The sequence below is a fragment of the Paraburkholderia dipogonis genome (genome assembly GCF_046027395.1).
GTDB classification, from domain to species: domain Bacteria; phylum Pseudomonadota; class Gammaproteobacteria; order Burkholderiales; family Burkholderiaceae; genus Paraburkholderia; species Paraburkholderia dipogonis_A.
Window position 1 is genome coordinate 38,903 of record NZ_JAQQEG010000046.1, and the last position, 13,287, is coordinate 52,189.

Annotated in this window: 13 protein-coding genes; 2 read left to right on the plus strand and 11 right to left on the minus strand. The window is 65.8% G+C overall.

Annotated features, from left to right (window positions below):
• Window positions 1–89 precede the first annotated feature (89 nt).
• The gene (gene hfq, locus PQR32_RS34865) at window positions 90–623 is read left to right on the plus strand and encodes an RNA chaperone Hfq (RefSeq protein ID WP_408238197.1); all 534 of its coding nucleotides are present in this window, start codon (window positions 90–92) and stop codon (window positions 621–623) included.
• Between the two features lie 22 nt (window positions 624–645).
• Here hfq and PQR32_RS34870 read toward each other — a convergent pair whose 3' ends face one another.
• Window positions 646–876, minus strand: a complete 231-nt coding sequence (locus PQR32_RS34870) for a hypothetical protein (RefSeq protein ID WP_408238200.1) — start codon at window positions 874–876, stop codon at window positions 646–648.
• 331 nt (window positions 877–1,207) lie between these two features.
• Here PQR32_RS34870 and PQR32_RS34875 point away from each other — a divergent pair, with 331 nt between their 5' ends.
• On the plus strand, window positions 1,208–1,396 hold the full coding sequence (locus PQR32_RS34875) for a hypothetical protein (protein WP_408238203.1): 189 nt from the start codon (window positions 1,208–1,210) through the stop codon (window positions 1,394–1,396).
• Between the two features lie 359 nt (window positions 1,397–1,755).
• Here the strand turns inward: PQR32_RS34875 and PQR32_RS34880 are convergent, their stop codons facing one another.
• The 10 genes from PQR32_RS34880 to PQR32_RS34925 all read right to left on the minus strand — a co-directional run bounded on the left by PQR32_RS34880 (window position 1,756) and on the right by PQR32_RS34925 (window position 13,279).
• Window positions 1,756–2,478, minus strand: a complete 723-nt coding sequence (locus PQR32_RS34880) for a DUF2968 domain-containing protein (protein ID WP_408238206.1) — start codon at window positions 2,476–2,478, stop codon at window positions 1,756–1,758.
• 48 nt (window positions 2,479–2,526) lie between these two features.
• Window positions 2,527–3,918, minus strand: coding sequence for a sigma 54-interacting transcriptional regulator (locus tag PQR32_RS34885; protein ID WP_408238209.1), 1,392 nt, complete (start codon window positions 3,916–3,918; stop codon window positions 2,527–2,529).
• A gap of 10 nt (window positions 3,919–3,928) precedes the next feature.
• Window positions 3,929–5,752: a TadG family pilus assembly protein gene (locus tag PQR32_RS34890; protein ID WP_408238212.1), complete on the minus strand. Its 1,824-nt coding sequence runs from the start codon at window positions 5,750–5,752 to the stop codon at window positions 3,929–3,931.
• 1 nt (window position 5,753) lies between these two features.
• Complete coding sequence (locus tag PQR32_RS34895) at window positions 5,754–6,158, minus strand: DUF3613 domain-containing protein (protein ID WP_408238214.1); 405 nt, start codon at window positions 6,156–6,158, stop codon at window positions 5,754–5,756.
• Window positions 6,159–6,205: 47 nt separating this feature from the next.
• Window positions 6,206–7,060, minus strand: coding sequence for a tetratricopeptide repeat protein (locus PQR32_RS34900; protein WP_408238217.1), 855 nt, complete (start codon window positions 7,058–7,060; stop codon window positions 6,206–6,208).
• Window positions 7,061–7,069: 9 nt separating this feature from the next.
• Window positions 7,070–8,080 carry a type II secretion system F family protein gene (locus tag PQR32_RS34905; RefSeq protein ID WP_408238220.1) on the minus strand — a complete coding sequence of 337 codons (1,011 nt, stop codon included), beginning with the start codon at window positions 8,078–8,080 and terminating at the stop codon, window positions 7,070–7,072.
• A 2-nt stretch (window positions 8,081–8,082) separates the two neighbouring features.
• Complete coding sequence (locus tag PQR32_RS34910; protein WP_408238223.1) at window positions 8,083–9,096, minus strand: type II secretion system F family protein; 1,014 nt, start codon at window positions 9,094–9,096, stop codon at window positions 8,083–8,085.
• Window positions 9,089–10,495: a TadA family conjugal transfer-associated ATPase gene (locus PQR32_RS34915; RefSeq protein ID WP_408238226.1), complete on the minus strand. Its 1,407-nt coding sequence runs from the start codon at window positions 10,493–10,495 to the stop codon at window positions 9,089–9,091. Before PQR32_RS34915 ends, PQR32_RS34910 begins: the two co-directional genes overlap by 8 nt.
• A 3-nt stretch (window positions 10,496–10,498) precedes the next feature.
• Window positions 10,499–11,740 (minus strand): fimbrial protein, encoded by a 1,242-nt coding sequence (locus PQR32_RS34920; protein ID WP_408238229.1) that lies wholly within the window; start codon window positions 11,738–11,740, stop codon window positions 10,499–10,501.
• A 132-nt stretch (window positions 11,741–11,872) separates the two neighbouring features.
• Window positions 11,873–13,279 carry a type II and III secretion system protein family protein gene (locus PQR32_RS34925; RefSeq protein ID WP_408238232.1) on the minus strand — a complete coding sequence of 469 codons (1,407 nt, stop codon included), beginning with the start codon at window positions 13,277–13,279 and terminating at the stop codon, window positions 11,873–11,875.
• Window positions 13,280–13,287: the final 8 nt, after the last annotated feature.

Below are 13,287 nucleotides of genomic sequence, written 5' to 3' on the forward strand. Positions count from 1 at the left end.
ATAGTGGACGCAGTTCGCCCGCCGACGCGTTCCGCCCCCACACAGGGTAGAATCGCGGCGAACAACCGTCTTTCTAACCTGAATTGTCCATGGCTTCCGCAGAATCGCATCCGCAAAACGACTTCATGAACGCTGCGCGCAAAGAACGAAAGCGCGTCGAGATCTATCTTGTCAACGGCATTCGCCTGACAGGGTGCATCGAGTCGTTCGATCAGTATCTGGTGATGCTGCGCACGCCTGTCGGCCTGCAAGGCATCTACAAGCGCGCGATCTCGACGATCCAGCTCGACACCGGCACGCGTCCGGCTCCGCGCGCGGGGCGTCCCTCGCACGGCGAGCACACCACGCGTGGTCCGCACGGTTCGCGTGAACCGCGCGATCATCGTGAGCCGCGCGAACCGCGTGAACCGCGCGAGTCGTATGGCGCGCCGTCTTCGGACCGGCCTGCGTCGGATCGCAGCGGCGGCACGTCGGACGGCCCCGTGGTCGTCACGCGCCGCCGGCGTCTGTTCGGCACGGGCGGCGGCGACGGTGGCAACCACGGTGGTGGTCACCATGGCGGCGGCAATAACGGCAATAACGGCAATAACGGCAATAACGGCAATAACGGCGGCAGCGAGTAAGCGGCCACGGCAGCGTGCTCGGCTACTCCGCTGAATGGCCGAGCCGCTGCAAGATCTTTTCCAGACGCATCACCTGCAGTTCCGTCAGTTCGAATCCGCATTTGACCGCCAGCACGCGGCGGCGCCAATACACGGCGTCCAGCAAGCGCTGCGCCGGTTGCTTCGTTGCCCAATCCAGGTGTTCCAGTTCAGCTTCCACGACGTGTGACGCGTTGAGGCGCTGCGCCGCGCACGCGGTTTTTTTCCGGTTCATGTTGTTCGCTGCCTTGTTGTTCACGGGTTCTGGTTGCGCCCCTCCCGAGCGCGACACTGCCGGCTCACGGCATGCGTTGCGGTCTACCGGCCCACGCGACCGGCGCTTGCTTTTGTTGTCCCGCACCGCTTTCTGTCGACACACGGAAAACGAGTTGATGCGCAGTGGTTTTAAGTTTCGGCTGATGACATTGCGCCGGCTCGGAACTGGTTCGACTCGCGGCTTTGACGCAGCCGCCTGCGGCACGCAGTCTTAGGCCATTCGGCCGATGTTCGCCGAGGCCCGCTTTGCGCTATGCTGGTTTGCAGACTCTCTTCTCACGGAGCACGTCATGACCAGTAAGAAGCAACACGAATCTAAAACCGCCGAAACTCAGGCTTCCGACCAGTCCGCCGATAGCCGTCTCGACGAGGCGCTCGAGGAAAGCTTTCCCGCCAGCGATCCGATCGCCGTCGACATGGCGGACCCGCATCACGCGCCGGAGAAAGGAGCGTCTTCGGAGGGAAAGAAGCGGCAATAGAACCGCACGCATTGTTGTCTCGCGGAGCACAGGGAAACGAAGCAGTTGCCAAGGCCTGGCCGCCGCCGCGGTGCGTTGGGCGTGGGCGCTCATGCGCGTGCAAGACAAACGGGACTATTTGCGCCGAGCCTCGCATGCGACGTCACGCGACCACGCATGGAATAAACGTAGCGGGCTGTTACTGCTGGGGGATGGAGAATTGAGCGAGTCCGTGAAACGGCGACGCCGTTCGCGTGGACCTCGCGAACTACACGCGTTGCACGACGACGGCTGAATAACGGGTCATCGTGCCGGTGAGCCGGGCAACGCGTTCAACTCCGCGCCGCCCTGCCCACCTGGTGCTCTTCAGACCGCCGCACTCAATGCGAGGGCAAACCGCTTTCCAACTGGCGTTGCAGATCGCGCACCTGACGCTGCGCGGCACGCAGCTGATCTTGCGCGGAGGCCTTCTGCTGCGCGAGCGTCGCGGCTTCGGCACGCGTCTGCTGCTGCTGGGTCGCCACAATGGTCTGCTGCTGACGCGCGACATCGAGGTCCGCCTGCAAGCGGCTGGCGCGGTCCTGCGACAACGCGATCATCCGCTCCGTGAACGCCTTTTGCGCCTCGAGTTGCGTGCGGCGAATCTCGACGTCCGACAGTTGCACCGTCTGACGCGCGAAATCCTTGTAGATCATGTCGGCACGCCCCGCGTCCTGCGTCTTGATGACACGCCAGAAATTTTTCTGCTGGAACAACGCCACGTAGTACGTCATTTCCTTGCCGTAAAACAGCAAGCTCGCCCCGTAGCTGCCGTTATACGTGGTGCGCAATTCGCTCAGATCCGACCCGTGGATCATCTGCTGCAATTCCGCTACGTTGCCCGCAGCGGATTGCTTCGCTTCGTCGGGCGTGAGCGCCGAGGTCTGTGCCTGTCCTGTCGGTGAGGTAGCCGGCAACGCCGCCGTCGTGCCTGGCTGGGAAAGAACGCCGCCCCCGGCGTTGGCGTTGCTGTCAGACAGAGCCTGCGCATTGACGCCTTGCACTGCCCACATCGCGATGAATGCGGCGAGGGCAATTTGTCGTAGTTTCGACTTGTGGTCCATGTAATTCCTGCTTGAACAGTTTTTGTTTTAGTACAAACCGTCTCATTATTACTCACTTTCGCGTGTTTCGGGCTCTTCGTCGAAAATTTGATACTTGCGCATCTTCTCCCACAAAACCTTGCGGCTAATGCCCAGATAGAGCGCCGTATCCTGGCGGCGCCAACCGTTTGCGTCGAGCGCGGCCAGCACGCGGTTACGCTCGGCCATGTCCCATTTGCTGCGATCCACCAGCACCTCGGCGACGCTCTCCGCCGGCACCGGCTGGCTGGTGCGCGCGAGCGCGAGCAGCCGTTGCAGGCGCGCCGCATCCCATGTGCCGATCTGCCGCACGGTCACGCCGATGCGCTCGGCCAGATTGCGCAGCTCGCGCACATTGCCGGGGAAATACGTGTCGGCGACGGCGTCGGCGAGCCAGTACGGCAGATCGGGCAACGCGGCGAGACGCTCCGCGCCGACGATCTGCGCGATGAACGCCTTGAAGAGCGCAATCTTGTCGACGGCGCCCCGTTCTTCCAGCGACGGAATCTTCAACTCGATCACGGCAAGCCGGTAGTAAAGGTCGGCGCGAAACGTGCCGTCCTTCACGAGTTGCGGCAGCAGTTTGTTGGTCGCCGCTACCAGCCGGAAGTCGAGCTTCACCGGCGTGGCCGAACCGATGCGCGTGACCGCGCTGTCTTCGAGCACGCGCAGCAGCTTGACCTGCTGGTAGAGCGGCAGATCGCCGATTTCGTCGAGGAACAGCGTGCCGCCGTCAGCCTGTTCGAAGTAGCCTTTGTGCGCGACCACCGCGCCGGTGAACGAGCCTTTCGAGTGACCGAAGAACAGCGATTCGAACAGGCCGTCCGGAATCGCGCCGCAGTTCACCGCGACGAATGGGCCTTGTCCGTAGCGGCTATGTTTTTCGTGCAGCAGTTGCGCGATCCGTTCCTTGCCGACGCCGGTTTCGCCGTGCACCAGCACGCTCGTGTCGCAATCGGCAAAGGTGTCGACTTCGTGCAGCAGCGCCTGCATGCACTCCGAGTTGGCGATCATCGCGTCGGACTCGTGCGTCTTGGCGCTGTGCGCGCGCATTTGCAGCACGAGCTTCATGACCATGCCGCGCAATTCCGCGCAGGTGAAGTCGAGCGGCAGAATATGCGAGTACTCGGACGGGTACGTGGCCGGATCGTGTTCGCGCGGCGCGGCGCCGACCCACACCACTGGCATGCCATGCGCGGCCTGCCAGTCGCGCAGGATCAGCGCGCCGCTGTCGATCACCGACACGCTGATGATCGCAAGCGACGGCCGCAGCGTGGTCCGCTCGGGCGAGATCGCGATATCGTCCGCACGGAGCACTTCGACATCGAAGCTCGCCATGCAGCGCGCGACCCGGTCGACGATGTCGGCCTTGCCCTCCCAGACGTAGATATCGAGTTCCTCGATTTTGGTGGTGGTTCTCATCTTGGATTGGCTAGTTGACCAGTTGCGAGACGCCGCACGTCAGCGACATGTTGTGGACCGTGGCAGTGCCGACCTGAACGCCCAACAGGGAAAGTGTGGGGACCAGCACTGCGTCGAGCAGCGCGAAAACGGGTTGCAGCGCAGCCGACAGTACCGGCGCGAGGGCTGCGAGCAAGGGCTTGACGACCGATGTCAGGTCGAGCCCTGCGGCAGTCACGCGCAGCGTGTTCGGCAATGCCTTGAGTAGCTGCGCGGTCAGCGTCGACGCGTCGGTACCGACCGCGTTCGAGTTGACAGTGATCGACGAATCGAAACTGCCGGATGAGCCGTTAAACGTGATGGGCTGCGGCGAAGGCGGCGCCAATGACAATTGGCCGGTCCCGTTTATCGCGATCTTCGTGAGTTCATACGTGCCGGTGGCAAGGGTCCACACCGTGACGTCCGCGACATTGATCGACCCGCCACACGCCGCGTTCGCCCCGACGCAAACCGTTGCGACACTCGGCAGAACCTGAATCGTGGCGTTGGTCGCCGCCTTGCTCGACTCGCAATCGACCGCACTGAGCGTGGCCGTGCCCTGCGCGCTCGTCAACGAAAGCATGACCGGCGTGTTGAGCGCGGAAATGCTGATTGAGCCGATGCCCAGATTCAGGCTGATCGGAGCAAACGTCACCGGCAGCAGATTCACACTCGCATTCACCGCCGCCGAGCGCGCCATCGTCCGAGGCGTGCTCACTCCGCTGGCCGTGGTCGTGCCGCCCTCGCCCGCCGCCAGCGCGGGTGGATTGACGATCTGCAGCGAAATGCCGGCCACGCCGGCCAGCCCGGTCGCCACGTTGATCACCGGTGCCTTGCCCTGGGTGCCGTCCGGACTGCGCTGCGCAATCTGCGCGGCAGCCAGCAAGCCGTCGAACGCATTGATCGTCGCGCTCGCCGCAGCATTCGGATTGGCGAGGCCGAGCGCGAGCAGCCCGGGTGACGACGCGCCGCCGTCGCCGATCGTGATGTTCTGCCCGCCGGGAATAGCCACGGCCAGCTTCTGCAGAATCGACGCATTGATGGTGTCGCCGCCCGCCTGCAGCGCGCTGACCATCGCGAGCATCAGTTGCTGAAAGCTCACCGTGGTGCCGAGCAAACCCTGCATCGTCGATGCGCCGAGCGCCACCATCAGATCCTGCAACTTGATGTGCGCCGTCGCGAGGCTCTGCGTGTCGCCCACGCTCAGCGAAACGCTAGTGTTCAGCAAGCCGCCGAGGATCGCGTTCAGCAGCGCCGACTGCTGCGTATTGAGCGACGCGATGCCGGTGCCGAGCGAGAACGCGTCGATGTTGGACGCGAACGCGGTAGCCGTCGCCGAGACATTGCGGCTCGGTCCGACGAAGAAGTACGGCACGACCTGGGTCGTCTTCACCTGCACCGCATTGAGTGGATTGCCGTTGGTGCCGAAATACGTGCTCGAGCTCGTGTCCCAGCGGCCGCACGTGGTGCTGATGGTGCTGCCGGTCGAGGTGCCACCGTCCGTGGAGCCGCTGGCCGTGAAACCATTGGCGGCCGCGTTCTGCTGCGCGGCGGTGATGGCCGTCGCGCAACCGCCTGTGGAACCGATCACCTGGACCGCAGCCAACGCCGCCAGATCAGCCGTGCGCTGCAACTGCCGGCGCGCGAAATACACGTTGCCGACATCGAGCGCGCCGAGCGCCGCAATCGCCACGCTCAGCCAGATCGCCGCGATCACCGCGACCGCGCCATGCTGGCGGCGCGCGCCCGCGCGCCGCATCCACAGGGGATGTGCGTTATGCGCGGCAAGACCCATGGCGCAAGGCAATCGGCGCATGTCAGTTCGACCCGTCGCCGCTTCCGCCGAGCCCGCTGTTGACGGCCATCGCACCGTTGCCGCCGCTGCCCGTGTTCAACGCGGAGCCGTACAGATCGGGAATCTTGCTCTTGAACGACTCCATGTAGCGACGGTAAGCGAGCCCCGCTTCGGCGCCGAGCGTTGGCAGTGCCGGCGCGGCTTCTACGTTGCTGCTTTGCAGGTCGAGCCAGGTACGGGTCGCGTGACCGACTTCGCTGGCGCGTACTGTCGGCCGCGCGCCCTGCGGACCCGATTGGGCCGTTTCGCCCGTCTGCGCCATCGCGGCGAAGGACGCGCCCAGCAGCGCCCCGGCCGTCGCAGCCGTCGCCAGCCACCGGCACGGCATCGACGCCCGCCAAGCCCGCTTCGTTGTTGTGTTTTTCATGGTTGCCCCCTGTTTCCCTGATGCCTCACCACGGCGTCGCCGCGCGCTCACTGCGCGAAACGCTGCAACACGCGCGGCGCGGGCTCGAGGCCCTGCGCGCTCGCGACCGTGCGCGCACCCGTGCCGACCGCGCCCGATTCTTGATGCGCCGGCGCGCCGCGTATTTGCGCGCGCCTCGCCGCGGCCACTCTGCCCGCATCGCTGCGGATCGCGGCGCGCACCTCCGGTGCGAGCTTCTGCTGGTTCATGACCGCCAGCGCCTGCGCCTTGTCGCCATTGGCGAGCAGATAGAGCGCGACGTTGCTGACGATCTTCGGATTAGTCTGGTCGAGTTCGGCCGCCTTCATGAGCGGCACGCGCGCGCCGTCCACATCGCCGTCGCGCAGCCGTGCATAGCCGAGGTCCGACAAGGTCGCCGCATCGGTCGGCGCGAGCTGGACGGCCTGCTGCAATTGCTGCGCGGCGCGCGCGAAGTCGCCGGCCGCGCCCGCGATCAGACCGAGGCCGCGATAGCCGCGCGTGGCGAGCGGCGTCTTCAGCAGTTGTCCGTATGCGTTCGCGGCGGCAGCAGGCTGATCGGTCATGCGCAGCGCGTCAGCGCGCAGCAGAATCGAGTCGGGGCTCGCGCCGTACTGCTTGTCGTACGCGTCGATATGCGCGAGCGAAGCGAAGTACAGCCCTTGCGATTGCATCTGGTCGATCAGGCCGAGGTACATGCCGGGCGTGTCCGGCGCGGGGTCCTTATTGGCCTGCTGAGCCAGCACGGCGCGCTCGGCCTGCGGCCCGACGCCGTAGCCCGTGAGGTCTTTGGACGCACACGCGCCGAGCAGCGACAGCACGGCCAGCGCCGCGGCGCAGCGGGCGCCCTGTTTAACGGAATCGAACGAGAGACTGTGAGTCATGGCAAATCCTTAGTGCTTCACCGTGCCCAACGAATGCTGGACAGCCAGCACGCCGGGGCCGGCCGTGACGATCATCAACGCGGGCAACAGCGTGACGATCATCACGCCCGTCATCTTCACGGCGAGCCGGCCGATGCGTTCGCGCAGCATCGCGCGGCGCGCCTCGCGCAGTCGGTCGCCGAACTGCTTGAGCGGTTCCTGCACGGCGCCGCCATGCCGGTCGACCTGCACCAGCAAACGCACCACCGCGCGCAGATCCTCGTTGTCGTAACTCGATGCGAGCCGGTTCAGCGACTGCTCGCGCGTGCGGCCGGCGGCGAACTGTCGCTGCGCGATTTCCAGCTCGCCGGCGAGCACCGGCAACATGCCGCGAAAATCGTTGACCACCACCTGCAAGCTCTGATCGAGCGACAGACCCACGCCTTGCAGAAGACGCAGCAAATCGACCAGCAACGGCAATTCGTCGACCACCGCGTTACGGCGCTTGCTGGCGCGCCGCCGCAACACGACCTTCGGCAACATGAAACCCGCCATCATGGCGATGATCACCAGCGCCACATAACGCGGACCTTCCAGATGGCCGCTCGCCAGCGCGCCGGCCAGCACCGGCAGGACCAGCGCGCCGACGAGCCGCGCGATCAGAAAGAGGCCGCGCGTGCGCGTATCCACGAAGCCGCATTGTTCGAGCAGCCGGCGGTCTTCTTCGGCGACGACCTGGCGGCCGAACGGCGTATCTAGCCAGCGAATCCCGGTATGCGCGAAGCGTTCGAGCAGGCCCTTGAAACCCGTGGGCGGTGCGCTGCGCGCGGCTGCCTTCGCGCCACCCGGCGCGCCCTCCGCGCCACGTGCCGCCGCGGCGGCGAGCGCCGCGCTTTGCAACGCGCGCTCGTCGAGTGCGTGCCGCAGCGTGCGTTCGATGCGCCGCGCGGCCGCCAAGCGCGCCAGCACCAGGCCGGCGATCAGCAGCAAACCGAGCGCGGCCAGTGCGAGAGCGAGCGCGACGAGTTGTTGGGTCTGCATCGTCAATTCCTCAGGTTCGCGAGGCGGTACAGCAGATACGCCCCGATCAGCTGCAGCACGAACGCCAGATAGACGAGTTGCCGGCCGGTCGGATCGAACCACATCGACGCGAAATACTTAGGATTGGAGAGGATCAGAAAACCGCCGATGCCGATAGGCAACATGGCCAGCACCCATGACGACAGCCGCGTTTCCGCCGACATCGCCACCAGTTCGCGCTCGGCGTGCTCGAGATCGCGCATGAACGACGCCATCCGTTCGAGCATCACGTCGGCGCGACCGCCATATTTGACCGACAGACGCAGCACGGCGCCGACCAGTTCGAGTTCGCGCGCGCCGTAGATCATCGCGACCTGAGACAGCGCGCGATCGATTTCGACGCCGGTGCGCAGCATCGTCGATACATAGTCGAGGCATTCGCGCAGTGGCGCCTCGGTGGTTTGCAACGCGGCCTGGAAGGCGGCAGGCACGCTGTTGCCGAGCGTGATCAGACGCACGATGCCGTCGAGAAAAAGCGGCAACTGCCGCACGATCCGCTGACGGCGTTTGGTCACTCGCATCGTCAACAGAAAATAGAAGAACATCATGCAGGCGATCAACGCGACGCAGGCCGCGAGCGCGCCGCCCACCAGCGCGGCCCAGCCACACAGCACCAGCACCGTCGTGCCGGCGAGCGCGACAGGCCCTTTCGCATTGGCAATGCCCGCGCGCGCCATCGCGTGTTGCACCATGAAGCGCACGCGAGCCTGCAGATAACGCCAGTATGCGAGCCAGCCCGCATCGGCCGGCGGCGCTTGCGGCGCGATCACGCCGTGCGTCGCCACGGCGCGCGCAGCACTTTCCGCACCGCTGCCCATGCCGCCCGCGGCAACACCGGCCGGCATCGCCATGCGGCTGTCGATATAACGTTCCGCGCTCGCCTGGCCTTTGCGTTGCGCACCGCGCTGCCAGAGCAGCAATGCAAGCGCCGCGCACAGCAGCGCGAGCGCCGCGAAGACCAGGACCGCGCTAGACATTGAAGCCTCGGCCGAACCCGCCGCCACCGCCGAAGCCTCCACCGCCGCCGAAACCGCCACCGCCCGAACCGCCGAAGCCTGCGTTGCCGAACGCATTGCTTGTCTCGCCGCCGCCCAGCGCCTGCCGGAAACGCGCGAGCTTCGACGAGTGCGGATGAATGCCGAGCGAGACCCAGTTGTCGAGTTCGTCGCCTTCAGCCGTCAGGATCGGCTCGTAGCGATACAGCTCCTGCGTCGCGATGATGTTGTCCGACAGGCCCGTCACTTCGGTGATCGACAGAATGCGCCGACGCCCGTTGGAGAGCCGCCCGATCTGCACGATGAAGTCGATCGCGTTGGCGATCTGGCGGCGCAGGCTGGACTCGGTGCCCTGGAAGCCCGCGAAACCCGCCAGCATTTCGAGCCGGTACAGACATTCGCGCGGCGAGCTCGCGTGCACGGTGCCCATCGAGCCGTCGTGGCCGGTGTTCATCGCCTGCAGCATTTCGAGCACTTCACCACCCCGCACTTCGCCGACGATGATGCGGTCCGGCCGCATCCGCAACGTATTGCGCAGCAGGTCGCGAATCGTCACGACGCCCGCGCCGTCGAAACCGCCCGGCCGGCTTTCCAGCCGCACCACATGCGGGTGGTTCAGCGACAGTTCAGCGGTGTCCTCGATCGTCACGACCCGTTCCGGCTCGGGAATGTGAAAGGCCAGCGCATTGAGCAGCGACGTCTTGCCCGAGCTCGTGCCGCCCGACACCAGCACGTTGCAGCGCGCCGCCACCGCCGCTTCGAGCAGCGCGCCGATTTCCGGGCTATAGGTGCCGTTGCCGAGCAGATCGTCCGGCCGCATCGGATCCTTGCGGAACTTGCGAATCGAGACGATCGGCCCGTCGATCGACAGCGGCTCGATCACCACGTTCACGCGACCGCCGTTCGGCAAGCGCGCATCGACCATCGGATTCGATTCGTCCAGACGCCGGCCGATCGGCGCGAGAATGCGCCGCACGATCCGCAGCAGATGCGCGTTGTCGGCAAAGCGCACCTGGATGCGCGTGAGAATGCCGTGCCGCGACACGTACACGTCGTTGTAGCCGTTGATCAGGATGTCTTCGACGGCCGGATCGGCGAGCAGGTCCTCGATCGGACCGAAGCCCGCCAGTTCCTTGGTCAGCGCCTCGGCGATCAGGCGCACCTCGCTCTCATTGATCGGAATCCGGCGCAGCCTGACGAAGCTGTCCATCTCCAGATCGACGAACTGGTTGATCGCGTTACGCGACCAGCGGCCGAACTCGGAGCCGAGTTCTTCGATGCGCGTGAGCAGATGTTCGTGCGCCGCGTTCTTGATGTCCTGGAACTGCTGGCTATGCGCGAACGAAGGCGCGTCGTCGGCAAATTCGATTTCTTTTGCCATCGTCTATGACCGCTTGTGAGTGGTTGGAATGAAGCGCTTGAGCGCGCCGAGCGCCGCTTTGCCGCGTGCCCGCGCCACCGCGCGCTCTCCGCCGCCGAGCCGCTCGATCAGCGGCTCGAGCGCGCGCACATACGGATCGCGCGCGGCGACATCGACCAGCAGATGTCCCTGATTGACCGCCTGGCCGAGCGCGATGCGCCGCTCCGGCAAAGTGGTGAGCAGCGCAATGTCCAGACGCTGCGCGATCTGCGCGGCGGCGAGGCCGAGATCGGCGTCGAATTTGTTGACGATCAGCCGCACGTTCGCGGTATCCACACCCTCTTCGCGCAACGCGTCGAGCACGCCGACGGCCGACACGATCGAGGCCACGCCCTGATCGCACAGCAGCCAGGTTTCATCGGCGGCCTGCACGACATGCGCGACGAACTCGCTGTTGGCGAAGCCGCCGAGGTCGACGATCTGCTGGTCGAAGAACGCGCGCAGACGGTTCAGCAAACCGATCGACGACGAGTACGAGACCTCGCGCATATCGGCCAGATTCGGCGGCAGCGTGGTGAGCGCAAGGCCGCTCGCGTGATGCGACAGCGCGGTATGCACGAAGGTCTGATCGAAGCGGCGCAGATTGCGCACGGCTTCGACGAAATTGAATTCGCAGCGCGTGTTCAGCAGGAGCGAGGCGTCGGCGGCCGGCAGGCCGAGATCGAGCAACGCGGCCTGGCGGCCCTGCGCGACGTCGCGCCGTTGCAGCAGCACCGCGAGATTCGCCGCCAGCGTGCTCACGCCCATGCCGATGCGCGCGCCCAGCAGCGCGGTGACATGGCCATGACGGCTGACCGGCTCGACGAGGTTGTCGAGCACCTGGCGCGTGATCCGCAACGCGTCTTCGGCCGGCGCCGACAGATCGATGAAATCGCGCACGCCGGCACGCAACGCCGCCAATGCGCTTTCGGGTTCGGCAAGCGACCCCAGCGCGACGATCTGCATGCCGGGATAGGCGGCGCGCACCGCGCTCGCGGCAGCGCTCGCCGCCGCGGCACGGCCGCCGGAAAAATCGACGAACACCAGCGACGGATTGAGCGTCGCGATGCGCTGCATCAGCATCGACGGATCGAGTGTGGCCGCTTCGACCACGCCGGCGCCCACCAGCGTATCGGCGAGCCAATGCACGTGGTCGTCGGCGAGCGACGCGAACACGAAATAATCGGTGACCGCCCGTTCAGTCAATGAATGCGTTCTCGCGTTCATGTTGGACATCCTTATGCGGCATAGGCGGCAAAGCCCCCGCGTCGTACCGCTTGCCGGCGGGCGCACACAGTTCGCGCGCGCGCCGGCTCACTCCTGTGTTCATCCGGCGCGCAGCGCAAGCGCCTGCCGGCTTCACTTCGAAAATCCCGGCGACGAATCGCGCGCCGCCACGCCGCCGATCAGCGAACGCCACACCGGCCCATTGCGCTGCTCGGACTGCTCGCCCGGCGTCGACGGCAAGGTCGCGCCCCTGGCGAGCGGCGAGACCAGATGCGGCGTCACGATGATCACCAGCTCCTTCTCGTTCTGCTGATAGTTCAGTTGCTTGAAGAACGTGCCGATCACCGGCAGATCGCCAAGCAACGGCACCTTCGACACATTCGACGCCGTCTCGCGGTCGATCAGGCCGCCGATCACGAAGCTCTCGCCGTCGCCGAGTTCGACGGTGGTGTCAGCGCGCCGCGTAGTGAACGCGGGCACCGACACGCCGCTGATCGTGACCGCGTTGGCGAAGTCGAGCTGGCTCGCCTCGGGCGCCACTTTCAGCGCGATGCGCTGCGGGCTCAACACGGTCGGCGTGAGCGTGAGCCCCACGCCATACGGCTTGAACTCGATCGAAGTCGAACCGAGCGCCTGCGGCACCGGAATCGGCACCTCGCCGCCGGCGAGGAAGCTGGCGCTCTGACCGGACAAAGCCACGAGCGTCGGCTCGGCCAGCACGCGCGCGAGGTTGTTGCTCTCGAGCAGGCTCAGGTTGGCAAACAGGCCGTGTGTGGCGGAGTTGAAGATCAGGTTGAACGCGGACGAGATCGGCGTCACACCCGACAGACTCGGCGCCTGCCCCGCCGTCGCCGATACCGAGCTCAACGCGGATGGCGCGAACGAGCCGAACGTGAAGCCGTTGTTCTGCTTGAAGAAGTTGAAGCCCACTTCCTTGAGCACCGAACGGCTGAACTCGACGACCCGCACATCCACCTGCACGACCGCGCGGCTTGCCACGGTCGACGTGTCGACGACCGCGCCGTCCTTGCCGAGCGAGCCCTCGGCCGCGACCACGGCGCGCTGGTGGGCCTCCATCGTCGCCGACTTGCCGGACACCACTGCCGTGCCGCCGAGCACCTTGACGGCCGGCGTGTCGGCACCGAGCAGCGATGCGGCCGCCGGCGTGGTCACGTTGACGGTGTATTGCAGCGGCGCGTCACGGTCACGCGCCCACAGCATCAGGCTGGTGGTGCCGGCGGCCTTGCCGACCAGCAGCACGCCGCCGCGCTTGTCGCCCTTGATGATCAGCACGTCGGCCACTGACGGATCGCCAATCGCGACACGCTGCAGCGTGTGACCGACGGCGAGCTGTTGCTGCGCGCCGACCGTCAGGTCGATGCTCGGCGCGGGGGCGGCAAATGCGGCCTGAGTCGGCTGGGCCGCTTGCGCGACTTGCCCATGCTGCGCCGGACCGGCTGCATCTGTCGCCGCCGATACGGCCAGCAAAGCCAGACCGAGGCATACCGCCTTCCTGAAAACAAGAATCCGTTCTGTCATTTTGTTAT

Excerpts from the sequence above, each read along its gene's own strand:
- hfq (WP_408238197.1), top strand. The coding sequence starts at position 90 with ATGGCTTCCGCAGAATCGCATCCGCAAAACGACTTCATGAACGCTGCG.
- PQR32_RS34870 (WP_408238200.1), bottom strand. The coding sequence starts at position 876 with ATGAACCGGAAAAAAACCGCGTGCGCGGCGCAGCGCCTCAACGCGTCA.
- PQR32_RS34875 (WP_408238203.1), top strand. The coding sequence starts at position 1,208 with ATGACCAGTAAGAAGCAACACGAATCTAAAACCGCCGAAACTCAGGCT.
- PQR32_RS34880 (WP_408238206.1), bottom strand. The coding sequence starts at position 2,478 with ATGGACCACAAGTCGAAACTACGACAAATTGCCCTCGCCGCATTCATC.
- PQR32_RS34885 (WP_408238209.1), bottom strand. The coding sequence starts at position 3,918 with ATGAGAACCACCACCAAAATCGAGGAACTCGATATCTACGTCTGGGAG.
- PQR32_RS34890 (WP_408238212.1), bottom strand. The coding sequence starts at position 5,752 with ATGCGCCGATTGCCTTGCGCCATGGGTCTTGCCGCGCATAACGCACAT.
- PQR32_RS34895 (WP_408238214.1), bottom strand. The coding sequence starts at position 6,158 with ATGAAAAACACAACAACGAAGCGGGCTTGGCGGGCGTCGATGCCGTGC.
- PQR32_RS34900 (WP_408238217.1), bottom strand. The coding sequence starts at position 7,060 with ATGACTCACAGTCTCTCGTTCGATTCCGTTAAACAGGGCGCCCGCTGC.
- PQR32_RS34905 (WP_408238220.1), bottom strand. The coding sequence starts at position 8,080 with ATGCAGACCCAACAACTCGTCGCGCTCGCTCTCGCACTGGCCGCGCTC.
- PQR32_RS34910 (WP_408238223.1), bottom strand. The coding sequence starts at position 9,096 with ATGTCTAGCGCGGTCCTGGTCTTCGCGGCGCTCGCGCTGCTGTGCGCG.
- PQR32_RS34915 (WP_408238226.1), bottom strand. The coding sequence starts at position 10,495 with ATGGCAAAAGAAATCGAATTTGCCGACGACGCGCCTTCGTTCGCGCAT.
- PQR32_RS34920 (WP_408238229.1), bottom strand. The coding sequence starts at position 11,740 with ATGAACGCGAGAACGCATTCATTGACTGAACGGGCGGTCACCGATTAT.
- PQR32_RS34925 (WP_408238232.1), bottom strand. The coding sequence starts at position 13,279 with ATGACAGAACGGATTCTTGTTTTCAGGAAGGCGGTATGCCTCGGTCTG.